The 21,609-nt window shown below is 63.6% G+C and carries 33 protein-coding genes; 7 read left to right on the plus strand and 26 right to left on the minus strand.

Annotated elements, in window-relative coordinates; translation table 11 throughout:
- Window position 1: 1 nt before the first annotated feature.
- The 3 genes from IHV25_RS01140 to folK all read right to left on the minus strand — a co-directional run bounded on the left by IHV25_RS01140 (window position 2) and on the right by folK (window position 3,641).
- A complete protein-coding gene (locus tag IHV25_RS01140) occupies window positions 2–2,137 on the minus strand; it encodes a RelA/SpoT family protein (RefSeq protein WP_192533130.1) in 2,136 nt (711 codons plus the stop codon).
- Between the two features lie 99 nt (window positions 2,138–2,236).
- Window positions 2,237–2,707 carry a DNA-directed RNA polymerase subunit omega gene (rpoZ, locus tag IHV25_RS01145; RefSeq protein ID WP_192533131.1) on the minus strand — a complete coding sequence of 157 codons (471 nt, stop codon included), beginning with the start codon at window positions 2,705–2,707 and terminating at the stop codon, window positions 2,237–2,239.
- 427 nt (window positions 2,708–3,134) lie between these two features.
- Window positions 3,135–3,641: a 2-amino-4-hydroxy-6-hydroxymethyldihydropteridine diphosphokinase gene (gene folK, locus IHV25_RS01150; RefSeq protein ID WP_192533132.1), complete on the minus strand. Its 507-nt coding sequence runs from the start codon at window positions 3,639–3,641 to the stop codon at window positions 3,135–3,137.
- 180 nt (window positions 3,642–3,821) lie between these two features.
- On the opposite strand from folK, the gene IHV25_RS01155 reads away from it, so the two are divergent.
- The 7 genes from IHV25_RS01155 to recO all read left to right on the plus strand — a co-directional run bounded on the left by IHV25_RS01155 (window position 3,822) and on the right by recO (window position 9,255).
- Window positions 3,822–4,451 carry a LabA-like NYN domain-containing protein gene (locus IHV25_RS01155; protein ID WP_192533133.1) on the plus strand — a complete coding sequence of 210 codons (630 nt, stop codon included), beginning with the start codon at window positions 3,822–3,824 and terminating at the stop codon, window positions 4,449–4,451.
- A gap of 389 nt (window positions 4,452–4,840) precedes the next feature.
- A complete protein-coding gene (locus tag IHV25_RS01160; protein WP_192533134.1) occupies window positions 4,841–5,059 on the plus strand; it encodes a hypothetical protein in 219 nt (72 codons plus the stop codon).
- Window positions 5,060–5,207: 148 nt separating this feature from the next.
- Complete coding sequence (locus IHV25_RS01165) at window positions 5,208–5,816, plus strand: YqaA family protein (RefSeq protein WP_192533135.1); 609 nt, start codon at window positions 5,208–5,210, stop codon at window positions 5,814–5,816.
- A gap of 124 nt (window positions 5,817–5,940) precedes the next feature.
- Window positions 5,941–6,690, plus strand: coding sequence for a signal peptidase I (lepB, locus tag IHV25_RS01170; RefSeq protein ID WP_192533136.1), 750 nt, complete (start codon window positions 5,941–5,943; stop codon window positions 6,688–6,690).
- 12 nt (window positions 6,691–6,702) lie between these two features.
- The gene (gene rnc, locus IHV25_RS01175) at window positions 6,703–7,383 is read left to right on the plus strand and encodes a ribonuclease III (RefSeq protein ID WP_192533137.1); all 681 of its coding nucleotides are present in this window, start codon (window positions 6,703–6,705) and stop codon (window positions 7,381–7,383) included.
- Entirely contained in the window at window positions 7,373–8,314 is a 942-nt protein-coding gene (gene era / locus IHV25_RS01180; protein WP_192533138.1) for a GTPase Era, read from the plus strand. Before rnc ends, era begins: the two co-directional genes overlap by 11 nt.
- A gap of 182 nt (window positions 8,315–8,496) precedes the next feature.
- Window positions 8,497–9,255, plus strand: coding sequence for a DNA repair protein RecO (gene recO / locus IHV25_RS01185; protein ID WP_192533139.1), 759 nt, complete (start codon window positions 8,497–8,499; stop codon window positions 9,253–9,255).
- 236 nt (window positions 9,256–9,491) lie between these two features.
- Here recO and rplQ read toward each other — a convergent pair whose 3' ends face one another.
- The 23 genes from rplQ to rplB all read right to left on the minus strand — a co-directional run bounded on the left by rplQ (window position 9,492) and on the right by rplB (window position 21,606).
- On the minus strand, window positions 9,492–9,905 hold the full coding sequence (gene rplQ, locus IHV25_RS01190) for a 50S ribosomal protein L17 (protein ID WP_192533140.1): 414 nt from the start codon (window positions 9,903–9,905) through the stop codon (window positions 9,492–9,494).
- Window positions 9,906–10,030: 125 nt separating this feature from the next.
- A complete protein-coding gene (locus IHV25_RS01195) occupies window positions 10,031–11,047 on the minus strand; it encodes a DNA-directed RNA polymerase subunit alpha (protein ID WP_420825411.1) in 1,017 nt (338 codons plus the stop codon).
- 228 nt (window positions 11,048–11,275) lie between these two features.
- Window positions 11,276–11,665, minus strand: coding sequence for a 30S ribosomal protein S11 (gene rpsK, locus IHV25_RS01200; RefSeq protein ID WP_192533142.1), 390 nt, complete (start codon window positions 11,663–11,665; stop codon window positions 11,276–11,278).
- A gap of 67 nt (window positions 11,666–11,732) precedes the next feature.
- A complete protein-coding gene (rpsM, locus tag IHV25_RS01205) occupies window positions 11,733–12,101 on the minus strand; it encodes a 30S ribosomal protein S13 (protein WP_192533143.1) in 369 nt (122 codons plus the stop codon).
- A gap of 144 nt (window positions 12,102–12,245) precedes the next feature.
- The gene (locus IHV25_RS01210; RefSeq protein ID WP_192533144.1) at window positions 12,246–12,827 is read right to left on the minus strand and encodes an adenylate kinase; all 582 of its coding nucleotides are present in this window, start codon (window positions 12,825–12,827) and stop codon (window positions 12,246–12,248) included.
- Window positions 12,828–12,830: 3 nt separating this feature from the next.
- Entirely contained in the window at window positions 12,831–14,165 is a 1,335-nt protein-coding gene (gene secY / locus IHV25_RS01215; RefSeq protein ID WP_192533145.1) for a preprotein translocase subunit SecY, read from the minus strand.
- Window positions 14,166–14,228: 63 nt separating this feature from the next.
- Window positions 14,229–14,711: a 50S ribosomal protein L15 gene (gene rplO, locus IHV25_RS01220; RefSeq protein WP_192533146.1), complete on the minus strand. Its 483-nt coding sequence runs from the start codon at window positions 14,709–14,711 to the stop codon at window positions 14,229–14,231.
- Between the two features lie 24 nt (window positions 14,712–14,735).
- Window positions 14,736–14,936, minus strand: a complete 201-nt coding sequence (gene rpmD / locus IHV25_RS01225; protein ID WP_192533147.1) for a 50S ribosomal protein L30 — start codon at window positions 14,934–14,936, stop codon at window positions 14,736–14,738.
- A gap of 13 nt (window positions 14,937–14,949) precedes the next feature.
- Complete coding sequence (gene rpsE, locus IHV25_RS01230) at window positions 14,950–15,549, minus strand: 30S ribosomal protein S5 (RefSeq protein ID WP_192533148.1); 600 nt, start codon at window positions 15,547–15,549, stop codon at window positions 14,950–14,952.
- A gap of 10 nt (window positions 15,550–15,559) precedes the next feature.
- A complete protein-coding gene (gene rplR, locus IHV25_RS01235; RefSeq protein ID WP_192533149.1) occupies window positions 15,560–15,919 on the minus strand; it encodes a 50S ribosomal protein L18 in 360 nt (119 codons plus the stop codon).
- Window positions 15,920–15,930: 11 nt separating this feature from the next.
- Window positions 15,931–16,464, minus strand: coding sequence for a 50S ribosomal protein L6 (gene rplF, locus IHV25_RS01240; protein ID WP_192533150.1), 534 nt, complete (start codon window positions 16,462–16,464; stop codon window positions 15,931–15,933).
- A gap of 12 nt (window positions 16,465–16,476) precedes the next feature.
- Window positions 16,477–16,875 carry a 30S ribosomal protein S8 gene (rpsH, locus tag IHV25_RS01245; RefSeq protein ID WP_192533151.1) on the minus strand — a complete coding sequence of 133 codons (399 nt, stop codon included), beginning with the start codon at window positions 16,873–16,875 and terminating at the stop codon, window positions 16,477–16,479.
- A gap of 15 nt (window positions 16,876–16,890) precedes the next feature.
- Entirely contained in the window at window positions 16,891–17,196 is a 306-nt protein-coding gene (rpsN, locus tag IHV25_RS01250) for a 30S ribosomal protein S14 (RefSeq protein WP_192533152.1), read from the minus strand.
- A 16-nt stretch (window positions 17,197–17,212) separates the two neighbouring features.
- On the minus strand, window positions 17,213–17,752 hold the full coding sequence (rplE, locus tag IHV25_RS01255) for a 50S ribosomal protein L5 (RefSeq protein ID WP_192533153.1): 540 nt from the start codon (window positions 17,750–17,752) through the stop codon (window positions 17,213–17,215).
- Between the two features lie 11 nt (window positions 17,753–17,763).
- Entirely contained in the window at window positions 17,764–18,084 is a 321-nt protein-coding gene (gene rplX / locus IHV25_RS01260) for a 50S ribosomal protein L24 (RefSeq protein WP_192533154.1), read from the minus strand.
- Window positions 18,085–18,453 (minus strand): 50S ribosomal protein L14, encoded by a 369-nt coding sequence (gene rplN, locus IHV25_RS01265; protein WP_192533155.1) that lies wholly within the window; start codon window positions 18,451–18,453, stop codon window positions 18,085–18,087.
- Between the two features lie 63 nt (window positions 18,454–18,516).
- Window positions 18,517–18,756, minus strand: coding sequence for a 30S ribosomal protein S17 (gene rpsQ, locus IHV25_RS01270; RefSeq protein WP_192533156.1), 240 nt, complete (start codon window positions 18,754–18,756; stop codon window positions 18,517–18,519).
- Window positions 18,757–18,770: 14 nt separating this feature from the next.
- Window positions 18,771–18,983 carry a 50S ribosomal protein L29 gene (gene rpmC, locus IHV25_RS01275; RefSeq protein WP_192533157.1) on the minus strand — a complete coding sequence of 71 codons (213 nt, stop codon included), beginning with the start codon at window positions 18,981–18,983 and terminating at the stop codon, window positions 18,771–18,773.
- Window positions 18,984–18,987: 4 nt separating this feature from the next.
- Window positions 18,988–19,404: a 50S ribosomal protein L16 gene (gene rplP, locus IHV25_RS01280; protein ID WP_192533158.1), complete on the minus strand. Its 417-nt coding sequence runs from the start codon at window positions 19,402–19,404 to the stop codon at window positions 18,988–18,990.
- Window positions 19,405–19,423: 19 nt separating this feature from the next.
- Entirely contained in the window at window positions 19,424–20,095 is a 672-nt protein-coding gene (rpsC, locus tag IHV25_RS01285) for a 30S ribosomal protein S3 (RefSeq protein WP_192533159.1), read from the minus strand.
- Entirely contained in the window at window positions 20,095–20,475 is a 381-nt protein-coding gene (gene rplV / locus IHV25_RS01290) for a 50S ribosomal protein L22 (protein WP_192533160.1), read from the minus strand. Before rplV ends, rpsC begins: the two co-directional genes overlap by 1 nt.
- 2 nt (window positions 20,476–20,477) lie before the next feature.
- Window positions 20,478–20,756 (minus strand): 30S ribosomal protein S19, encoded by a 279-nt coding sequence (rpsS, locus tag IHV25_RS01295; protein ID WP_192533161.1) that lies wholly within the window; start codon window positions 20,754–20,756, stop codon window positions 20,478–20,480.
- 10 nt (window positions 20,757–20,766) lie between these two features.
- Window positions 20,767–21,606 (minus strand): 50S ribosomal protein L2, encoded by an 840-nt coding sequence (rplB, locus tag IHV25_RS01300; RefSeq protein WP_192533162.1) that lies wholly within the window; start codon window positions 21,604–21,606, stop codon window positions 20,767–20,769.
- Window positions 21,607–21,609: the final 3 nt, after the last annotated feature.

The raw sequence follows: 21,609 nt of genomic DNA on the forward strand, positions 1-21,609 counted from the left end.
ATCAATGCCTTGCCCGCACCACCGAGTGAACGGCAGAGCTTGCCTTCAGGGAACTGATAATGGAGGTCAGATGCCGGAGGTCGGACACCTCGACATCAATGATCATATCGCAGAAATCCGCACGGCGCAGGGTGGTTTTCATGGACCGGACCATACCCTTCCCCTTGGCCACCACGCTCGTCACAGCCGCAAGCGCCCCGGGGTCATTGCGGATATTCATCTCCAGGCGACCGACGTGGCTCGTTCCCCCGCCCGCGTCATCGTCCCAGGAGAGATCAAGCCAGCGCTCGGACTCGTTGTTGTACTGGACCAGCTGCTCGCAGTCGATGGTGTGAACCGTGACGCCGCGCCCGGAGACCACAATTCCCACAATCCGATCGCCCGGAAGCGGGTGGCAACACTTGGCAAAGCTCATGGCCATGTTGGGAACCAGCCCGCGAATGCCGGGCCGTGATTTTGCATCCGACCGGGATTTCGGCGGCGCGGGACGAATGATGGGGGGCAGCTTGGTCCGGATGATCGGCCCGCCCACCTGGGTGATCACATCACGGGGATGGATCGCGTTCTCGCCGATGGCATAGAACAGGTCATCAAGCTCGCTCACCCGGAAATGCTTCAAAACCCCTTCCAGCGCCTTGTCGGACACCGAGTGCCCCGCCACACGGAAGGCGCGCTCCAGATACTGGCGCCCCATGCTGATGGACTCGCCGCGCCTCTGGAGACGGGTGTGGCGCCGGATCGAGGCCTTGGCTTTCCCGGTGACCACGAACACTTCCCAGTCCGGGTTCGGGGTCTGGGCTCGGGAGGTGCCGATCTCCACCTGGTCGCCGTTGCGCAGCAAGTGGTGGAGCGGAACGATCCGGCCGTTGATCTTGGCCGAGACGCAGTGGTCCCCGATCTCGGTGTGGACCGCGTAGGCGAAGTCCACCGGGGTGGATCCGTTGGGCAGGCCAATGACCTCACCCTTGGGGGTGAAACAGAAGACCTGGTCGGCGTACATCTCGAGTTTGGAGTTCTCGAGGAACTCCTCGGGCGAGTCGGCCTTTTCCAGGATATCGAGAAGTTCGCGGATCCAGCGGTACTGGGGCTCTCCGAGAGCCGGGGTCCCCTGCTTGTAGGACCAGTGGGCGGCCACGCCCAGCTCGGAGATCTCGTGCATTTCGCGGGTGCGGATCTGGACCTCGATGCGCTGGCGCTCGGGCCCGATGACCGCGGTGTGAAGGGACTGGTATTTGTTGGGCTTGGGGGTGGAGATGTAGTCCTTGAAGCGGTCCGGGATCATGGGATACGCCGCGTGGATAAAGCCCAGGGCCCTGTAGCACTCCTCCACCGAATCGACGATAATCCGGAAGGCCAGGATGTCGGTCAGCTTCTCCATGGAGATGTTCTTGCTGCCCATCTTCCGCCAGATGGAGTACGCGGTTTTCTCGCGCCCCGAGACCTCGGCCTTGAGGTCGTGTTTGCGCAAGGTGCGCACCAGCTGGTCCATGATCCGGTTGACCACCGACGAGCCCTCATCGCGCAGATGGGAGAGGTGGGTCAAGATCGCCTCACGGGCCTCGGGCTGGGTCTCGGCGAAAGCCAGATCCTCCAGCTCGGTCTTGATCTCGGCCATGCCGATGCGCTCGGCGAGCGGGGTATAGATGTCCAGGGTTTCGTTGGCGATGCGCCGCCGCTTCTCGGGCTTGTCGATGAAGCGCAGGGTGCGCATGTTGTGCAGCCGGTCGGCAAGCTTGATGAGCAGGACGCGGATATCCTTGCTCATGGCGATCAGAAGCTTGCGGAAGTTCTCGGCCTGCTTTGCGTGGTCCGAGGAGATCTGGAGCCGGTTCAGCTTGGTGACACCGTCCACCAGATTGGCCACGTCCTGGCCGAAGAGCTTGCGGATATCGTCGAGGGTGGTGTCCGTGTCCTCGACCGTGTCGTGCAGCAGGGCTGCAACGATGGTGGCACAGTCCAGACGGTAGTTTGTCAGGATTCCGGCCACCTCGAGCGGGTGGGAGAAGTAGCTGTCCCCGGAGTGCCGGACCTGGGATCCGTGCACCTTCATCGCGAAAACATAGGCGCGGTTGAGAAGATCCTCATCCGCGCCCGGATCGTAGGACTTTACCCTCTCGACCAGCTCAAACTGGCGCATGAGAGGGCGGGCCACAGCCCGCCTGGCGAGTGGCTCAGGAGTCGAGACCCGCTTTACACGGGTGTCCTGTTTTGTTTCCGCGTTCAATAAGACCTCTCATCAGTCATCGTCACCGAGAAGGGAGGGATCGACGTCGTCGTAATCCTCGTCTGACGCGTCATCCGTATTTCCGGCGCTCTCGTTGCCAAAGGAGTCGTCATCGTCGCCATCCGGGGATTCCTGGAGGCTCAGGCCGTCGGCCAGGAGCTCCTCCTCGGTATCCATCCCGATGGTATCATCGCGCAGGTCAGCGTCGGCCGCCACAGCGTCCATCTCCGGGTCGTCATCCTCGGGCTCGTCGATCTCGACCCGACGCTGGAGCGCCGACACGAGGGACTCGCGAAGGGCATCGGGGCCCACGGTCTTGTCCGCGATCTCCCGCAGGGCGACCACAGGGTTCTTGTCGTTGTCCCGCTCCACCGTCAGCGGAGACCCGGCGGAAATCTGCCGGCCGCGCTGGGCGGCGGCGAGAACCAGCTCGAAACGGTTGGGAACAATGGTAATGCAATCTTCAACAGTTACGCGAGCCATCGAAATCTCCGCAGTGGGCCCCGGACCCGGTACAGGTGTGCCGGAGCGCCAGGATATCGTCCAGGATCAAGACAGGGGGCGAAACCGCCCGGAACAGGGAAGTTTACAGCCAAGAGGCACCGAACGCAACACCTGGTACAGTATACCAGAAGGGGTCGGGCGCGGCGTTCCACAAGGGGAAAACGCACGGAAGGACGCAAAAAAGACCCGCACCCTGTGGTGCGACGTTTTCCCGCCCTGCGCGCGGCCCGGCGCCCCGCGTGCGATTCCCGTGTGCGATCCGCGTGTGCGATCCGAGTATCCTCCCACGACGCCCCCCGGCGGAGCCCAGGGGACACCGGCGCCCCTGACCGTCCGGGCCTTTGAGCCTGAACACGCGCGGAAATCCTGTACAGACACCCCGCACCCGGGCGGTCAACGGCGGATCTCAGGATCCCGCGCCCTCATCCTCCAGACACCGGATGTCCTGATCCGGGTCCAGCGCGGCACACAGGGTGTCGAGGGAGGCCCCGGTCAGCGGGTGACGCCATTCGGGAGCCACATCCCGCAGCGGATACAGGACGAAGGCCCGCAGATGCGCCCGCGGATGGGGAAGGGTCAGGCGCCCGCTGTCCAGGCACAGGCCCCGGAAGTCAATCAGGTCAAGGTCCAGGGTCCGCGCGGCGTTGGGAACCGACCGAACCCGCCCCATCTTCTGCTCGATTCCCTGAAGCGCCTCCATCAGCGCCAGCGGCTCCAGGGCGGTGTCCACGCTCACCACCCCGTTTATGTAGTCGGGCTGGCCGGACCGGGGCACCGGCGAGGTCACATACCACCGGGAGCGGGCCAGAACCTGGATCCCCGAGGCCGGCATCAGGCCAAGGGCGGTCTCCAGCGCGTCCAGCGGAGCCCCCGCCGGCCCGGGGAGATTGGCCCCGAGTGCTATTAAAATCATGTTATCTCCAACGGTTTGACTGCGAAGGACTTGCGGCAGGCGGATTTTATCTCTAGCTTTAATAGACACGGATACCGGGAGGCAAAACCCTCGGCCCGATATGCGGCTTTCTCATTCGGAAGGCCCTGATTTTCTTACACCCGTTTTTTAAAAGCCTTTAACGCTTTTCGAGAGGTATCCATGGAAATTTATCCCCAGGAGAGACTTGGGCTCTTTATCGATGGCTCCAACCTTTACTCTGCAGCGCGCTCCCTTGGCTTTGATATCGACTACAAGCGGCTGCTGGACTTTTTCTCCAAGGAGGGGCGCCTGGTCCGGGCCTTCTACTACACGGCGCTGCTGGAGGACCAGGAGTATTCGCCGATCCGGCCGCTGGTGGACTGGCTGGACTACAATGGATACACCATGGTCACCAAGCCGACCAAGGAGTTTACGGACGCTCTCGGCCGCCGGAAAATCAAGGGCAACATGGATATCGAGCTGGCCATCGACGTCATGGAGATGGCCCCGCACCTTGACCACATTGTGCTGTTCTCGGGGGACGGCGACTTCCGTCGGCTCGTGGAGGCCGTGCAGCGCAAGGGACTGCGGGTGACCGTGGTCTCCACCGTGCGCTCCCAGCCGCCCATGGTCGCGGACGAGTTGCGCCGCCAGGCCGACCGCTTTGTGGAGCTTGCGGACCTGGAGAAGCGTATCGCCCGCCCGCCCCTTCCGCCGCGTGACCGCCCCGACACCCGCGGCGACTCGCTGTCCGGCGATGACATGGCCCCCGACTACGGGCCGCGGGAGAGCATTGAGGATCTTTTCTGACACACCCGCCCTGACACCCCGGCCGCCGGACCGATTGCCGCCCGGGGCCGGAGCGACCAAGGACCGCCCCCGAGGCCCGACCGCCCAAAGGCCGCCGGACCGACTGCCGTCCGGAGGCCGGACCGCCAGAGGCCCAGCCGCCCGAAAAGCCCGGGCCCATTGACAAAGTCCCGCGCCCTCCGGCCGCCGCGAGAGCGCGTCTCCCCTGTTCCGGGGCGGCCCTGCCCGCCCCTGACCGCGCCGCCCCCTGAGGCCCCGCGGCCCACCCGATCTTTATTTCGGGGCGATCCGCGCCCTTAACCGCCTCTTAAGGAAGCGGTGCTAGGGTGAGGATGCAGACACAGACGAAACGACATCGACAAAAATTGAGGCAAATACGGGAGGCTTCCATGTCCCGGGACTCCTCGACCCTGAAACAACACCTGCTCCTTGTGGCCTGTGTTCTGGCCGCCGGCCTTCTGATCGGAAGCGCACTGGAGCACGCGGCAAAGCAGACCGCCGCCATTGGCACCCCGATGGTGGTTCCGCACAGCCGCGACCATGTCCCCTCACCCCAGTGGGGGCCAGTCCTCCTCAACTCCGCGGGAGAGTGGCGGACCCTGAATTAGGACCGCAGCCGGCCCATCCGGGTGGCCGCCTGCCCATGCCCCGTCGGCGTCGCGTCCGACGGGGCATTTCTCTGTTCCGGACCAGAGCGTCCCGGCGTATAACACCCGCCTCATTGTCCCTATCCCAGACCATTGCAGGGCCACACGCATGCCGGAACCTGAAAAGCAGACCTGGACGCGGCGCCTGATCGCCCGGGCAAACTCCCGCTCCGCACTCGTCTGGCTGGGGGTCATCTCCTGCATCGAGAGCATCTTCCTGCCCATGACGGCAGACGTGCTGCTGATCCCCATGATCCTGGCCAACCGCAGCCGGTGGGTGTTCCTGTGCCTCTACACCGCGGCCACGTCCGTCCTGGGGGGCCTGTTCGGCTGGCTGATCGGCTACTTCCTGATGGAAACCGTGGGGTTCTGGCTGATCGACCTCTATTCGGCCCAGGACGTGTTCCGCCAGTTCACCGGACTGGTGGACCGGTGGGGAGCGCTTGCGGTGTTCATCGCCGGGGTCTCGCCGATCCCCTACAAGGTGGCCACGGTCACCGCGGGCGCCGCCCAGATGAACCTGGTGGTGTTCCTGCTGGCCTCGGTGGTCTCGCGGGCGCTGCGGTTCCTGGTGGTGGGGGTCGTCTTCGCGCTGTTCGGGCACCGGGCCCTGGACTTCTACATGGCCCACCGGCGGCGCATTCACATTGCCGGCGCCCTCGCCCTTCTTGTGGCCGGCGCGGCCGCACTGGCGGCCTTGCTTCTGGGAGCCTTCTGAAAAGACGTGCCACCGTGGGACAACTGTCGCGCGCGCATCACGCGGGCCTTTAATTCACACGTCTTTGCCTTTATGATGCCCCTGAATCCACAGTCCATTCTGACAGGGTACCGAGTCAAACTTCATGAGTAGCTACCAGAGGAACAAGGACAGCGCATTTTACGACACTGCCGTAACCGTCGCCTATGCGCTTCTCATCGCCATCCTGATCCGGACGTTCGCCTACGAACCGTTCCGCATTCCCTCGGGATCCATGGAGCCGACGCTCCTTGTTGGAGACTATCTCTTCGTTTCCAAGTTCTCCTATGGATATTCAAAGTACTCGCTCCCCTTTGCCCTGATCCCCTTCGAGGGGCGGGTTCTGGCCTCCGAGCCGGAGCGCGGCGACGTGGTCGTGTTCAAGAAGCCCGGCGACACCAGCCTTGACTACATCAAGCGGGTGGTCGGCCTTCCCGGGGACCAGGTCCAGATGATCGACGGGCGCCTGTACATCAACGGGACCGTGGTGCCGCGCCGCAAGATCGAGCCCTACCAGGAAATCTCCCCGGGCGGCGCCGTGTCGCGCCATCCGCGCTACATGGAGACCCTTCCGGGAGGCAGGGAGCACCAGATCATCGAGGTTCACGGCGACGACTACTACGCCGACCGGACCGGGGTCTATGTGGTCCCCGAAGACCACTACTTCATGATGGGCGACAACCGGGACAGCTCGGAGGACTCGCGCACCGCGGAGGTCGGCTACGTCCCGTTCGAGAACCTGATCGGCCGGGCCGAGTTCCTGTTCTACTCGAAGGACGAGCGCTCCCCCTGGTGGGCCGTCTGGTCCTGGCCCGAGGCGGTCCGCTGGGATCGCATCTTTGATGCCATTCAATAAGGCAACCCGGTCATGAGTGCCTCCGATACGGGGCGACTTGCCAGCAATCTCGGATACCGGTTCCAGACCCCGCGGCTTCTGGAGCAGGCCCTCACCCACAAGTCCCGCGAGGGGCGCCCCAGCTACGAGCGCCTGGAATTCCTGGGCGACCGGGTCCTGGGCCTGGTTGTGGCCAGGCTGCTGTACGAACGTTTTCCCGCCGAGGACGAGGGCGCCCTTGCCCGCCGTCACGGCCACCTGGTGTCCCAGGAAACCGTGGCCCGGGTGGCCATCGTCCTGGACCTTGGCGCGGTCATGCGCCTCAGTCCGGGAGACGACCACGCCGGAGCCCGCCGGAACCCCAGCCTTCTGTGCGACGTCTGCGAGGCCGTCTTGGGCGCCGTTTTCCTGGACGGCGGCCTGGACGAGGCTGACCGGATCATCACCGAACTCTGGACCCCGCTCATTCTGGAGGATGCGACCCCACCCCGGGCCCCCAAGACGGCGCTCCAGGAGTGGGCCCAGGAGCGGGGGCTGCCTCTCCCCGAATACCTCGAGGAACAGCGCGACGGACCTCCCCACCGTCCGGTGTTCACTGTGCGGGTCGCGGTCAAGGGCCGGGGATCCGCCCGAGCCCAGGGCTCGTCAAAACGCGTCGCGGAGCAGGAAGCCGCACGCCTTCTTCTTGAAAGACTCGAACAAAATGACGAATGAACCGACCCCGGACTCTCCGGCGGACACGGACAGCGGTGCTCCCCAACGGTGCGGCTTCGTCGCCGTCATCGGCGCACCCAATGCCGGCAAGAGCACCCTGGTCAACCAGCTGGTGGGTGCCAAGATCAGCATTGTGACCCCCAAGGCCCAGACCACCCGCACCCGCGTGCGCGGCGTGGCCATGCGAGGCGACACCCAGGTGGTCCTGATCGACACCCCGGGCATCTTCGAGCCCCGCAAGCGCATTGACCGCGCCATGGTCGCTGCCGCCTGGGAGGGCTCCATGGAGGCCGACCGGGTGCTTCTCGTGGTGGACGCCCGCCGCGGAATGACCGAGGCTGTGAGCGCCCTGGTGGAGCGCCTGGCCGAACTGGGCCGCCCGTGCAGCCTCGCCCTCAACAAGGTGGACGCCATGGAGCGGGAAAAGCTCCTGGGCCTGGCCGCGCGCTTCAACGAGGCCTTCCCCTTTGAGCGGATCTTCATGATCTCGGCCCTGACCGGGTCCGGCTGTGACGATGTGCTCCAGTCCCTGGCGGACTCCCTGCCCCAGGGGCCCTGGATGTTCGATCCCGACGACCTCTCGGATCTGCCGCAGCGCCTTCTGGCCGCCGAGATCACCCGGGAGAAGATCTTCCTCCAGCTTCACGAGGAGCTGCCCTACGCGAGCGCCGTCCACACGGACCGCTGGGAGGAAAAGCCCGACGGCTCAATCCGCATCGAACAGACCATTTTCATTGAGCGTGACACCCAGAGGGCTATTATGCTCGGAAAAGGCGGCGCCCGCATCAAGGCCATCGGCCAGGCGGCCCGCACCGAACTCTCCAGCCTTCTGGAACAGCCGGTCCACCTGTTCCTTCACGTGAAGGTGAACGAGCGCCTCTGGGAGGACCGCGAGTCCTACTCGACCTGGGGCCTGGACTACAACGCCTGACCGGCGGCCAAGGCAACACTGCCGTGAGCCCCGCCCGGGCCACCCCCTCACCGGATCCGACGCACCCGCGCCGGATCCCGGACCGCCCTGCCGGAGGCGACGACGTCCGGCCGGAGCACGCCCGCTGGGCCTGCCCCGTGTGTGTTGTTGCCCCTGCCGGGGCCTGTGGTGATTGGTGTTGAATGAACGACCTCACGGATACCGGAATCGTTCTCGCAGCCTCGCCCCACGGCGAGCATGCAGCCCTTGTGACCCTCTTCACCCGCAGCACGGGCCTGTATACGGGCTATGTCCCCGGCGGCCAGAGCCGCAAAATCCGCGGCTTCCTTCAGCTGGGCACCTTCGTGAACGCGCGCTGGCGCACCCGGATCGAGGGCCGCATGGGCACCCTGGAGCTTGAACCCCTCCCTGGCATCCCCTCGCCCCTTCTGGCGGACCGGACCCGCCTCGCGGGCACCGCGTCCATGCTGTCCCTCGTGCGCCAGTTCCTGGCCGAGCGTGACCCCTTCCCGGGCCTTCATGACGCCACCGCGGCGACCCTCGAGAACCTCCTCCAGGCCCGGACCGACACCATGACCTGGGCGGCGGACGTGGCCCGCTGGGAATGCCTGCTGCTGGCGGAGACCGGCTTCGGGCTGGACACACACCGCTGCGCCCTGACCGGCACCCGCGAGGAACTCGCCTGGATCTCGCCCCACACCGGGCGGGCCGCCTCCCGCGCCGCCGGACAGCCCTGGTCCGACCGCCTTCTCCCCCTGCCCCCGTTCCTCCTGAGCACCACCCTGCCCTCGTCCCCGGGCGAGTTGCTTCAGGGGTTCCGTCTGAGTGGCCACTTCCTGGCCCGGATTGAAACCCACACGGCCTCAGGCGCCCGCTCCCCCCTTCCGAGCGCCCGGACCCGCTTCCTGTGCCGCCTCTCCACCGAGCTGGGCGCCGTCTGAGGGCTCCACGCCGTCCACGATGCCCTTCGCCCACGCACGGCCCGTCGCTGTCTGAGGCCTCCCCAAGGTCCGCGAGACCTATCGCACAAGCACCGCACGGCGCCCGCACGGCGCCGTCTGAGCCCTCCCCTCTCCGCCCTGCCACACGCCACTCCCCCAGCCCCGCACGGGACCGCGCACAAAAAAACCCCCGGACGAGCCGGGGGTTTTCGGTCTGCACCGGGACGGGCCCGGTTTTAGTCCTCGTCGTCTTCCTGGAAGACCGGGCCGGAGTCCTGGCCCTTGGCGGTCACGTCGCGGTCCACGAACTCGATGATGGCCATCGGAGCCGCGTCGCCGTAGCGGAAGCCGGCCTTCATGATGCGGGTGTAACCGCCCGGGCGACCCTGGTAGCGGGGGCCCAGAACCTCGAACAGCTTCGAGACGGTCTTGTCACAGCGCAGGATGGCGAACGCCTGACGACGGTCGTGCAGGGTGCCACGCTTGCCGAGGGTCACGAGACGCTCCACGATGGGGCGGAGGTCTTTCGCCTTGGGCAGGGTGGTCTTGATCTGCTCGTGCTTCACAAGAGCCATCGCCATCGAGGCGAAAAGGGCTCTGCGAGAGCTGGCGTTGCGGCCGAGCTTACGGCCGGACATACGATGACGCATGGCGTTTCTCCTGTGTTACGGCGGCATGATGCCGATTGTGGGCATCCGGGCCTCCCCCGCGGGCAGCGGGGTCAAGAACCCGAACGACGCCCCGACGGATGCGGGACGATTGGGAAGGCGGAAACTCAGTAGTGTTCCTCGAGCTTGCGGGCCAGTTCCTCGATGTTCTCGGGCGGCCAGTCGGGGATTTCCATACCGAGGTGAAGCCCCATGGTGGCGAGGACTTCCTTGATCTCGTTCAGCGACTTGCGGCCGAAGTTCGGCGTGCGCAGCATCTCGGCCTCGGTCTTCTGGACCAGATCGCCAATGTAGATGATGTTGTCGCTCTTGAGGCAGTTGGCCGAGCGGACCGAAAGCTCCAGCTCGTCCACCTTGCGAAGAAGGTTCTTGTTGAACGGCAGATCGTCCTCGCGCTTCTCGGGCAGGGCAACCTGCGGCTCCTCGAAGTTGATGAACAGCTGCAGCTGGTCCTGGAGAATGCGGGCGGACAGGGCCACCGCGTCCTCGGGGGTCAGGGAGCCGTCCGTCTCGACCACGAGGGTCAGGCGGTCATAGTCCGTGATCTGGCCGACACGGGCGTTGTCCACCTTGTAGGACACCTTGCGCACCGGCGAGAAGATCGAGTCCACCGGGATGAAGCCGATGGGGGAGTCCTCGGTCCGGTTGGCGACGGCCGGGACGTAGCCCTTGCCCATGCCCACCGTGAACTCCATGGACAGGGAGGCGCCCTCGTCCAGATGGCAGATGATCAGGTCCGGGTTCATGATCTCAATGTCCGCGCCCGCCTCGATCTGGCTCGCGCGAACGGCGCCGGGGCCGGTCACATTGAGGGTCATGCGCCGCGGGCCTTCCACGTGCATGCGGATGGCAAGGGTCTTGACGTTGAGGATAACCTCGGTCACGTCCTCACGAACGCCGGGAATCGACGAAAACTCGTGCAGAACGCCGTCGATCTGGATCCCGGTCACCGCGGCACCCTGAAGGGACGACAGCAAAATGCGCCGCAGCGCGTTGCCAAGCGTGAGACCGAAACCGCGCTCGAGCGGCTCGGCGACCATGGTGGACGCGTTACTGAAACCGCTGTTGGGCGTGATAACAGGCTTTTCCGGCTTGATCAGTTCCTGCCAGTTTTTTTGAATCAAGGACATGGTGATTTCCCGAGCAGTAGCCGTGGCGAAGCGATTCCGCACGGCTTTATTTCAAACAGCGCCGTCCGGGACACCCGACAGGATCGGGCCCCGGACGAAACACCTGGATCGGGGGAAAGAGAGGCAAGGGTTCCGGAAAAACGGAACCCGACAGGCCTTTCCCAGTAGGATCGCGCGACGTGCCGGCGTGATCTGCGCGCCGGATGCCGCGCCCCGGGCGTCCTAGACGCGACGACGCTTGCGCGGACGGCAACCGTTGTGCGGGATCGGGGTCACGTCCTTGATGACCGTGACCGTGAAGCCCACAGCCTGAAGAGCACGCAGAGCGGACTCACGGCCCGAACCCGGTCCCTTCACCATGACCTCAAGCGTCTTGACGCCGTGCTCCTGAGCCTTGCGGCCCGCGTCCTCGGCGGCAATCTGCGCCGCGTACGGCGTGGACTTCCGCGAGCCCTTGAAGCCCTGGGCACCGGCCGAGGACCAGGAGATGGCATTCCCCTGAACGTCGGTGATGGTGATCATGGTGTTGTTGAACGACGCGTTGACGTGGGCGATGCCCGACGAAATGTTCTTGCGCTCGCGCTTGCGCATTCTAGCTGCTGGCTTGGCCATTGCGGTGTATGGTCCCGTTTTCTAGCGATCTCGGATTGGGGACGCGCACCCGGTGCGCGTCCGGCTCTTACTTCTTCTTGCCGGCGATCGGCTTGGCCGGGCCCTTGCGGGTGCGGGCGTTCGTGTGCGTACGCTGGCCGCGGACCGGGAGGCCCTTGCGGTGACGCAGGCCGCGGTAGCAGCCCAGATCCATCACGCGCTTGATGTTCATCGCGGTCTCGCGACGCAGATCACCCTCGACCTTGTACTCCGCGTCGATCAGTTCGCGAATCCGGACGACTTCGTCATCCGTCAGGTCGTTCACGCGACGGCTGTCGGCGATGCCGACCCGTTCGCAGATTTCCGCGGCTTTCGTACGGCCAATGCCGTAAATGTACGTAAGCGCGATACAAGTCCGCTTGTTAGACGGAATATTTACGCCAGCGATGCGCGCCAAGGCCCACACTCCTCGTCTTCAGAATTGGCAAAAAGGTACTGCGTCGCATTTTTTCAAAGAGCGGCGCATTATAGGAAGATTCGCGTCCGAGTCAATCCGTTGAGTCCGGAATTCAGCCCGGACGCGAAAAAAAGCGGCTCCGGCTCACACAGTCTCGAGGATCTGCACCAGAGCGTTCGTAACCTGTTCGATGGTCATGGTGCCATCCACAACGTGGAGGAGCCCCTTGGCCTCGTAGTACGGGAGAATCGGAACCGTCTGCGCGTGGTACACGGTCAGACGCTTGCGAAGGGTCTCCTCGTTGTCGTCGGCCCGGACCGTCTCCGACTGGGCGGCGCGGGTGCGAATCCGGTCAAACAGGATTTCGTCCGGCACCTTCAGCTGGATGACCCGGTCCAGGTCCATGCCCTTGCGGGCCAGCATCGAATCCAGAGCCTCGGCCTGGGGAACGGTTCGCGGGAAGCCGTCCAGGATGAAGCCGTTCACGCAGTCCGGCTGGGAGATCCGGTCCTCGATCATGGACACCATCAGGTCGTCGGGCATGAGCTCGCCCCGGTCCATGATGTCCTTGGCCTTCTTCCCGAGCTCGGAGCCCGCCGCCACCGCCGCACGGAGCATGTCGCCCGTGGACAGCTGCGGGATGGAGTACTTGTCCTGAAGGATCTGGGCCTGCGTGCCCTTGCCCACCCCCGGCGGGCCCATAAAGATAATGCGTCGAGCGGTCATTGGTTATCCTCTCCTGCCCCGAAGCTTGGCCTTCTTGATCAGGCCTTCATACTGGTGCGCCAGCAAGTGCGACTGGATTTGCCCGACCGTGTCCAGGGTCACCGTGACCACAATCAGAAGACTCGTGCCGCCGAAGTAGAACGGGACGCTCGCGTGCTTCATCAGGAACTCGGGGAGCAGACAGATGGCCACGAGGTAGATCGCACCGACAAAGGTCAGACGCGACAGCACGTAGTCAAGATACTGCGCCGTGTTCCGTCCCGGACGGATGCCCGGAATGAAGCCACCGAACTTCTTCAGGTTCTCTGCGGTATCCGCCGGGTTGAAGACAACCGCGGTGTAGAAGAACGCAAAGAAAATGATCATTCCGGCGTAGAGCGCCATGTAGGCGGGAGCGCCATGCTCGAGCCAGATCCGCAGCGTGGCCAGCCACTCGGGCCCCTGCCCGGCCGAGAAGCCGAGGACCGTCATGGGCAGCAGCAGCAGCGAGCTTGCGAAGATCGGCGGAATCACACCCGACGTGTTGATCTTCAGGGGCATATGGGAGCTCTCGCCACCAAAAATGCGGTTGCCCTGCTGTCGCTTTGGATACTGGATGAGAATGCGCCTCTGGGCCCGCTCGATGGCCACGATCGCGGCGATCACACCCACAGCCATGACGCCAATCAGCAGCACGAACAGGGGGTTGAGCGTTCCCACACGGGTTGCCTCAAGCGTCTGGACAAGAGCCAGGGGAAGCTGCGCGACAATACCGGCGAAAATAATGAGCGAAATACCGTTTCCGACTCCACGGGCCGTGATCTGCTCACCCAGCCACATCAGGAACAAGGTGCCCCCGAGAAGGGTGATGACCGCCGTGAAACGGAAGAACCAGCCCGGATCCAGAACCGGCGAGCCCGGCATGCCCTCAAGGGCAACCGCAATGCCGTAGGCCTGGGCGATGGTGATGAGAACGGTAAAATAACGGGTGTACTGGTTGATCTTCTTTCGCCCGGACTCCCCTTCCTTCTTCAGCGCTTCCAGCGACGGCACAAGGGACGTCATCAGCTGCATGATAATGGAGGCGGAAATGTAGGGCATGATATTCAGCGCAAAGATCGTCATACGCGAAAGGGCGCCACCCGCGAACATGTCAAACATGCCCAGGATGCCACCTTTCTGCTGATCAAAGAGCTGCTTCATCACTCCGGCGTCAATGCCGGGGATCGGAATGTATGTACCAATACGATAAACAACAAGCGCAAACAGGGTGAACCACAGGCGCTTTTTCAGCTCCGTCGCTTTGGCGAAAACGCCGAAATTGAGGTTTGCTGCGAGTTGCTCAGCTGCGGACGCCATCCGCTTGCTCCCTGAAAAAAGGGGACCGGCCGCCCTCGGGGGGCGACCGGACACACATTTGGACTACTGCTCTGCGACGTCTTCCCGGGGAGCCCGGACGGTCACCGTGCCGCCAGCCTTCTCGATGGCCTGGCGCGCGGTATCCGAAGCGCCGGTCACCTCGAGGTTCAGAGCGGTGGTCACCTCGCCCCGGCCAAGGAGACGGACACCGTCCCGCTTGCGGCGGAGAATGCCGGAGGCAACCAGCAGATCCTCGGTGATGGGAGCGGAGGCGTCGAGACGACCCGCTTCCACCGCAGCCTGAATGTTGCCAACGTTGATCACCACGTATTCCTTGCGGTTCGGCTTCGTGAAGCCCCGCTTCGGAAGACGACGGTAGATCGGCATCTGGCCGCCCTCAAAGCCGTTGATCGACACACCGCTGCGCGACTTCTGGCCCTTGACGCCGCGACCGCCGGTCTTGCCCTTTCCAGAGCCGATACCGCGGCCGACCCGCATGCGCTCTTTCGTCGCACCCGGGTTGTCGGCAAGTTCGTTGAGTTTCATAACGAACAACCTTTCCAGTTAAGATCAGGACTCTTCGACGCGAACCAGGTGGGCGACCGTGTTGATCATGCCCCGCACGGCCGGAGTATCCTCCAGCTCGCGCGTCCTGTGCATCTTGTTGAGCCCGAGCCCTTTGAGCGTCTCACGCTGATAGGCGGGACGACCGATGGGGCTGCCGATCTGCGTGACCTTCACGGTGCCCGCTTTCTTCGTTGCTTTCGCCATGGTTCAGTTCCCCCTAGTCCGCCACAGCGGCCATGATGGCGCCATCCCGGCGTGCGACGATCTCGGCGACCTTCTTGCCGCGACGCGCCGCCACCTGACGGGGCGCCTGCGAGTTGACAAGAGCGTCAAACGTGGCCTTGACCATGTTGTACGGGTTGGTGGTGCCGGTGCACTTGGCAACGACGTCCGCCACGCCCATGGTCTCGAAGACCGCGCGCATCGGACCGCCCGCGATGATACCGGTACCCGCCGGAGCCGAGCGCAGCGTCACACGACCGGCACCGAAGTGACCGTTGATGTCGTGGTGAAGCGTGCGGCCGTCCCGAAGCGGAACCTTGACCATGGTGCGACGGGCCTGCTCGGTGGCCTTGCGGATTGCCTCGGGAACCTCGCGGGCCTTGCCGGTACCGAAACCGACGCGACCCTTGCCGTCACCGACAACAACCAGAGCGGCAAACGCAAAGCGACGCCCGCCCTTGACCACCTTCGCAACGCGGTTGATGTGAACGAGCTTGTCAAGAAGCTCGTCCTCACGCTCCTCGCGGGGCGCGCGCTCGCGATTGCGGTCTTCTCCGCCTCTCTGGCGGCGTTCAGTACTGGGTGTACGTGCCATTGTCTATCCCCTAGAACGTAAGACCGGCCTCACGCGCGGCATCCGCCAGCGCCTGAACACGACCGTGATATTTGTATGCACCGCGGTCGAAAACCACGGCCTCCACACCCGCCTGGCGCGCGCGCTCGGCCACAAGTTTGCCAACCGCAGCGGCGGCTTCCTTGTCGCCGGTCTTTGCCAGACCCTTGAGTTCCGCCTCGACGGTGGAGGCGGCTGCCAGAGTGCGGCCAGCCGCGTCGTCGATAATCTGGGCGTAGATATGCTTGTTCGAACGGAAGACGGAAAGACGCGGACGCCCGTCGCTCTTCTTCCGCAACTGGTAGCGCGTGCGAGAACGCCGGCGCAAAAACAGTTCCTGTGAGGACTGCATAATTCGGGCTCCTACTTCTTCTTGCCTTCCTTGCGGAGAATCCATTCGTCAGCGTACTTGACGCCCTTGCCCTTGTACGGCTCGGGCGGACGGAACCGACGGATCTCCGAGGCCACCTGGCCAACTCGCTGCTTGTCGACGCCCGAAACCTCGATGGTGGTCGGGGTGGGAGCGACGATCTTCAGGTCAGCCGGAATGGGATAGTCGATGTCGTGGGAGTAGCCGAGGGACAGCTTCAGGACGTTGCCCTGGACCGCCGCCTTGTAACCCACGCCAACCATTTCCAGCTTCTTGGTGAAGCCCTCCGACACGCCCACAACGATGTTGTGCAGGCGCGAGCGGGTGGTGCCCCACTTCTGACGGGCCTCCTTGGACTCCAGAGCCGGGCGAACCCAGATCTGGCCGTCTTCCAGGGTGGTCCGGACCTCGTCGGCCGAGACGTATTCAAGCTGGCCGAGCTTGCCCTTGGCCACGAGCGTGTTGTCGTTGACCGTAACGGTCACGCCAGCAGGCACGGGGATGGGATATTTACCAACGCGAGACATCCTACACCCCCCTTAGAACACGCGGCACAGGACTTCGCCGCCCACGTTGGCCTGACGAGCTTCGTGGTCGCTCATCACGCCCCGCGGGGTCGACAAAATCGAGATGCCAAGACCGTTGTAGACCTTCGGAAGGTCTTTGATCCCGGAGTAAACCCGACGGCCCGGCGTCGAAACGCGGGCGATCTCACGGATGACGGGTTCGCCCTCGTGGTACTTCAGCTCGACGCGGAGCTCGGCGATGCCCTTGCGGACCTCGACCTTCTCCCAGGCGCGGATGTAGCCCTCGCGGACCAGCACGTCCAGGACACCCGCACGAAGCTGGGAGGCCGGGGACATGACCGAGCTCTTGCGAGCCCGCTGGCCGTTGCGGATACGGGTCAGCATATCGCCGATAGGATCAGACAATGCCATAACTTCGCCCTCCCCTTACCAGCTCGACTTGACCATGCCGGGAATCTGACCCTGGTTGGCCAGATCACGCAGCACGACACGACCCAGGCGGAACTTGCGGTACACGCCGTGCGGACGGCCTGTCAGCTCACAACGGTTGTGCACGCGGATGCGGGCGCCGTTGCGGGGAAGTTTCGCCAGTTTCAGCGCGGCCTCGAAACGCTCTTCCGGAGCCCCGCTCTTGTCCATAACCATCTTCTTGAGAGCAGCGCGCTTGGCGGCGTCTCTCTTCGCCATGTATTCGCGCTTCTTGTTGCGCTCAACGGCAGACGTCTTTGCCATAGTGTTTCTCCCGCGCTTACTTCGTGAAGGGCATGTCGAAAGCCGCGAGAAGCGCACGCGCCTCGTCATCGGTCTTCGCGCTGGTGCAGATGATGATGTCCATGCCCCGGACCTTGTCGACACGATCGTAGTCGATTTCGGGGAAGACGATCTGCTCTTTCAGGCCCAGAGCATAGTTGCCACGCCCGTCGAAGCTCTTCGGGTTGACGCCGCGGAAGTCGCGGACGCGCGGCAGTGCCATGTTCACCAGACGGTCAAGAAACTCGTACATGCGGTCGCTGCGCAGGGTGACCTTGCAGCCGACAATCATGTTCTCGCGGATCTTGAACCCCGCAATGGACTTCCGGGCGCGCGTGATGACAGGACGCTGGCCGGAAATGGCCGTCATGTCGTTCAGCGGACCCTCGATCAGCTTGCGGTCCTGGGAAGCCTCACCAACACCCATGTTGATGACGATCTTCTCCAGTCTGGGCACTTCCATGATGTTCTTGTACCCGAACTTCTCCATCAGCTGCGCCTTGACGACGGACCGATAGTGTTCCTTAAGTCTAGCCATCGTCGGACGCCTCACTTATCGATGATTTCGCCGGAACGCTTGGCGAAGCGCACCTTGGTGCCGTCCTCAAGCGTCTTGAAGCCGACACGGGTCGGCTTGCCATCTTTCGGATCCTCGTGAGCAACGTTCGAGACGTGAAGCGGAGCTTCCTTCTCGATGATGCCACCCTCCGAGGTCCGGTCCTGGCGCGTGTGACGCTTCACAAGGTTCACACCCTGAACGACGACGCGATCCTCTTTCGGAAGCGCCTTCAGAACAGTACCCTTGCGCCCCTTGTCGCGACCGGCGAGGACGACAACGCGGTCGCCCTTTTTAATTTTGGCAGCGGACATTTACAGCACCTCCGGAGCCAGCGAGATGATCTTCATGAACTTCCTGGCGCGAAGCTCGCGGACGACCGGGCCGAAGATACGGGTTCCGATGGGCTCGTTCTGCTTGTTCAGCAGAACGGCCGCGTTCCGGTCGAAACGGATCGAGGTGCCGTCGGGACGGCGGATTTCCTTCGCGGTGCGGACGATGACGGCGCGATGCACGTCACCCTTCTTCACCTTGCCGCGCGGAATGGCTTCCTTAACGGAGACGACGATAATGTCACCGACCCCGGCAATCATGTGCTTGGAACCTCCAAGCACCTTGATGCACTGAACCTGGCGTGCGCCAGAGTTGTCGGCGACGTCAAGCCGCGTCTGCATCTGGATCATTTATTTAGGTCCTTTTACTCACGGATGGTTACCAACTGGCCCCGATGCCGGGCCCGGCTGGTCCTATTCCGCGTTTTCCAGAATGACTTCCCAGCTCTTGCGACGGGAAATGGGCGCGCATTCGCGAATGCGGACCAGATCGCCTTCCTTGAACTGGTTGTTTTCATCATGCGCGGCGAATTTCTTCGAGCGCTTGATAAACTTCTTGTAGATGGGGTGACGGAAACGACGCTCGACCTTAACGACGACCGTCTTGTCCTGCTTGTCGCTAACCACGACCCCCTGGAGTATGCGCTTCGGCATGGCTGTGTGTCCTCTTACGCGCCCTGGACCGACGAAGCGGCGTTCCGCTCCGTCTGAACCGTTCTGATGCGAGCAATCTCGCGGCGGATCGCGCGAAAGCGCGCCGTGTTCTCGAGCTGCCCGTTCGCCTTTTCGAAGCGCAGGTTAAGCTGCTCTTTCTTGAGATCAAGGACCAGTGCCTTGAGCTCAGCGTCCGTTTTGGAGCGGACGTCACCGATATCGGTCATCTACTCAGACCTCCCCAATACGGGTTACAAACTTCGTCTTGATCGGCAGCTTGGCCGCCGCAAGCTCGAATGCCCCGCGGGCGATATCCTCGGGAACGCCGTCGAGCTCGAACATGATACGGCCCGGCTTCACACGCACCACCCAGAACTCCGGCGAACCCTTACCGGAGCCCATGCGGACCTCGGCAGGCTTCTGCGACACCGGAACGTCCGGGAAAATGCGGATCCAGAGACGACCCTGACGCTTCATGAAGCGGGTGATCGTCCGGCGCGCCGCCTCGATCTGACGGGCGGTGATGCGCTCCGGCTCCAGGGCCTTCAGGCCGTAGGCGCCGAAGTTAAGGCTTGTTCCGCCTTTTGCCAAGCCATGAATGCGGCCTTTGTGCTGCTTGCGGAATTTTGTACGCTTCGGAGAAAGCATGTTATCCCATCCTCATCCCTTAGCGGCCCTGATCCTGGGCGCGCTTGTCCAGGGCCATCGGATCGTGTTCCATGATCTCGCCCTTGAAGACCCAGACCTTCACACCGCACACGCCGTAGGTCGTGTGAGCCGAGGCCGTACCGTAATCCACATCAGCGCGGAGCGTGTGCAGGGGCACGCGACCCTCGCGGTACCACTCGGTCCGCGCGATCTCCGCACCGCCCAGACGGCCGCCGCAGTTGATCCGGATGCCCTGCGCGCCAAGACGCATGGCGTTCTGCACCGCACGCTTCATGGCGCGACGGAACGCCACACGGCGCTCCAGCTGCTGGGCGATGTTCTCGGCCACCAGCTTCGCGTCCAGCTCCGGCTTGCGGATCTCGACGATGTTCAGGGAGACTTCCCCGCCCGTCATCTTCGAGAGCTCCTTGCGGAGCGTCTCGATGTCCTGACCCTTCTTGCCGATGATCACGCCCGGGCGCGCGGTGTGAATGGTGATGCGCGCCTTCTTGGCGGGACGCTCGATGGTGATCTGCGAGACGCCGGCACCGGAGAGCTTCTTCTTCAGGAAGGACTTCAGCTTCAGATCCTCGTGGAGGAGCTTCGCGTAGTCCTTGCCTGCGAACCAGCGGGAATCCCAGGTCCGGTTAACCCCGAGTCGAAGACCGATCGGATTGACTTTTTGTCCCATTATGCCGACTCCTCGACTTCACGCACGACAATGGTCAGATTGCTGAACGCCTTCTCGACGCGTCCCACGCGGCCACGGGCGCGGGCGTGCCAGCGCTTCATGACCAGGGCCTTGCCAACATAGGCTTCGGTGACAATCAGCGAGTCCACATCCAGCCCGTGGTTGTTTTCGGCGTTTGCGATCGCCGAGTCCAGGGTTTTCAGCACCGTGGCCGCAATACGACGACGCGAGAACGCGAGGGTCGTGCGGGCGGCGCCGGCGGACTTGCCGCGGATCAGCTCAGCGACGAGGTTCAGTTTATACGGGCTTGTGCGAATCATCTTCGTGACGGCACGGGCCTCGTTGTCGGCAAGCCGACGCGATTTTGCTGCCTTGCCCATATTTACTTCCTCTTCGCCTTCTTGTCGGCCGCGTGACCGTAGTAGGTCCGGGTCGGCGCGAACTCACCGAACTTGTGACCGATCATCTGCTCGGACACGAGAACGGGAATGAACTTCTGGCCGTTGTACACGCCAAACGTCAGGCCGACAAACTGCGGCATGATGGTCGAGCGGCGAGACCAGATCTTGATAACCTCGTTACGACCGGAGGAGCGTGCCTTTTCGGCCTTGACAAGGAGGTATCCGTCAACAAACGGACCTTTCCAAACAGAACGAGCCACAGGTTAACTCCTAGCGCTTTTTCTTGGCGAGATGACGGGACCGCATGATGAGACTGTCGGTCTTCTTGTTGCTGCGGGTCCGCTTGCCCTTGGTCGGCTTGCCCCACGGTGTAACCGGGTGGCGACCGCCCGAGGTCCGGCCCTCACCACCACCATGCGGGTGGTCGACGGGGTTCATCACGACGCCGCGGACGTGCGGGCGACGGCCAAGCCAGCGATTGCGGCCCGCCTTGCCCAGGTCCTGGTTCTGGTTGTCCGGGTTGGACACCGCACCGACGGTGGCGAGACACTCGCCACGCACCAGGCGGAGCTCGCCCGAGGACAGACGCAGCTGCGCATAGCCGCCATCCTTACCGATCAGCTGGGCATAGCAGCCAGCCGAGCGGGCGATCTGAGCACCCTTGCCGGGCTTCATCTCGATATTGTGGATGATGGTCCCGACCGGCATGTTCTTCATGGGCATGGCGTTGCCCGGCTTGATGTCCGCACGCTCGGAGGCCACAACGTGGTCACCGGGCTGGAGGCGCTGCGGGGCGATGATGTACGCCTGCTCGCCGTCCTCGTAGTTCACCAGAGCGATGAACGCCGTGCGGTTGGGATCGTACTCCAGACGCTCCACAGTGCCGACCACGTCGAACTTGTTGCGCTTGAAGTCGATGATGCGGTAACGGCGCTTGGCGCCGCCGCCACGGTTCCAGGAGGTGGTGCGGCCGTGGTTGTTGCGTCCGCCGGTCTTGTTCAGACCTTCGGTCAACGCCTTGACCGGCTTGCCCTTGTACAGGTCGGAGCGATCCACAAGGATCAGGCCGCGCTGACCGGGCGTTGTCGGATTATAACGCTTGAGAGCCATTGG

This window comes from Phaeovibrio sulfidiphilus (assembly GCF_014861485.1).
Lineage (GTDB): Bacteria > Pseudomonadota > Alphaproteobacteria > Rhodospirillales > Rhodospirillaceae > Phaeovibrio > Phaeovibrio sulfidiphilus.

Coding starts and splice junctions, on each gene's coding strand:
- rplF (WP_192533150.1), bottom strand. CDS start 16,464: ATGTCTCGCGTTGGTAAATATCCCATCCCCGTGCCTGCTGGCGTGACC.
- rpsN (WP_192533152.1), bottom strand. CDS start 17,196: ATGGCAAAGACGTCTGCCGTTGAGCGCAACAAGAAGCGCGAATACATG.
- rpsC (WP_192533159.1), bottom strand. CDS start 20,095: ATGGGACAAAAAGTCAATCCGATCGGTCTTCGACTCGGGGTTAACCGG.
- rplO (WP_192533146.1), bottom strand. CDS start 14,711: ATGAAACTCAACGAACTTGCCGACAACCCGGGTGCGACGAAAGAGCGC.
- rplV (WP_192533160.1), bottom strand. CDS start 20,475: ATGGGCAAGGCAGCAAAATCGCGTCGGCTTGCCGACAACGAGGCCCGT.
- IHV25_RS01155 (WP_192533133.1), top strand. CDS start 3,822: ATGGAAATTTATCCCCAGGAGAGACTTGGGCTCTTTATCGATGGCTCC.
- recO (WP_192533139.1), top strand. CDS start 8,497: ATGAACGACCTCACGGATACCGGAATCGTTCTCGCAGCCTCGCCCCAC.
- rpsH (WP_192533151.1), bottom strand. CDS start 16,875: ATGGCATTGTCTGATCCTATCGGCGATATGCTGACCCGTATCCGCAAC.
- rplX (WP_192533154.1), bottom strand. CDS start 18,084: ATGTCCGCTGCCAAAATTAAAAAGGGCGACCGCGTTGTCGTCCTCGCC.
- rnc (WP_192533137.1), top strand. CDS start 6,703: ATGAGTGCCTCCGATACGGGGCGACTTGCCAGCAATCTCGGATACCGG.
- rpmD (WP_192533147.1), bottom strand. CDS start 14,936: ATGGCGAAAGCAACGAAGAAAGCGGGCACCGTGAAGGTCACGCAGATC.
- rpmC (WP_192533157.1), bottom strand. CDS start 18,983: ATGACCGATATCGGTGACGTCCGCTCCAAAACGGACGCTGAGCTCAAG.
- rplR (WP_192533149.1), bottom strand. CDS start 15,919: ATGCAGTCCTCACAGGAACTGTTTTTGCGCCGGCGTTCTCGCACGCGC.
- rpsK (WP_192533142.1), bottom strand. CDS start 11,665: ATGGCCAAGCCAGCAGCTAGAATGCGCAAGCGCGAGCGCAAGAACATT.
- folK (WP_192533132.1), bottom strand. CDS start 3,641: ATGATTTTAATAGCACTCGGGGCCAATCTCCCCGGGCCGGCGGGGGCT.
- secY (WP_192533145.1), bottom strand. CDS start 14,165: ATGGCGTCCGCAGCTGAGCAACTCGCAGCAAACCTCAATTTCGGCGTT.
- IHV25_RS01210 (WP_192533144.1), bottom strand. CDS start 12,827: ATGACCGCTCGACGCATTATCTTTATGGGCCCGCCGGGGGTGGGCAAG.
- IHV25_RS01165 (WP_192533135.1), top strand. CDS start 5,208: ATGCCGGAACCTGAAAAGCAGACCTGGACGCGGCGCCTGATCGCCCGG.
- rplQ (WP_192533140.1), bottom strand. CDS start 9,905: ATGCGTCATCGTATGTCCGGCCGTAAGCTCGGCCGCAACGCCAGCTCT.
- rplB (WP_192533162.1), bottom strand. CDS start 21,606: ATGGCTCTCAAGCGTTATAATCCGACAACGCCCGGTCAGCGCGGCCTG.
- lepB (WP_192533136.1), top strand. CDS start 5,941: ATGAGTAGCTACCAGAGGAACAAGGACAGCGCATTTTACGACACTGCC.
- era (WP_192533138.1), top strand. CDS start 7,373: ATGACGAATGAACCGACCCCGGACTCTCCGGCGGACACGGACAGCGGT.
- rplN (WP_192533155.1), bottom strand. CDS start 18,453: ATGATCCAGATGCAGACGCGGCTTGACGTCGCCGACAACTCTGGCGCA.
- rpsE (WP_192533148.1), bottom strand. CDS start 15,549: ATGGCACGTACACCCAGTACTGAACGCCGCCAGAGAGGCGGAGAAGAC.
- rplP (WP_192533158.1), bottom strand. CDS start 19,404: ATGCTTTCTCCGAAGCGTACAAAATTCCGCAAGCAGCACAAAGGCCGC.
- rpsQ (WP_192533156.1), bottom strand. CDS start 18,756: ATGCCGAAGCGCATACTCCAGGGGGTCGTGGTTAGCGACAAGCAGGAC.
- IHV25_RS01160 (WP_192533134.1), top strand. CDS start 4,841: ATGTCCCGGGACTCCTCGACCCTGAAACAACACCTGCTCCTTGTGGCC.
- rpoZ (WP_192533131.1), bottom strand. CDS start 2,707: ATGGCTCGCGTAACTGTTGAAGATTGCATTACCATTGTTCCCAACCGT.
- rplE (WP_192533153.1), bottom strand. CDS start 17,752: ATGGCTAGACTTAAGGAACACTATCGGTCCGTCGTCAAGGCGCAGCTG.
- IHV25_RS01140 (WP_192533130.1), bottom strand. CDS start 2,137: ATGCGCCAGTTTGAGCTGGTCGAGAGGGTAAAGTCCTACGATCCGGGC.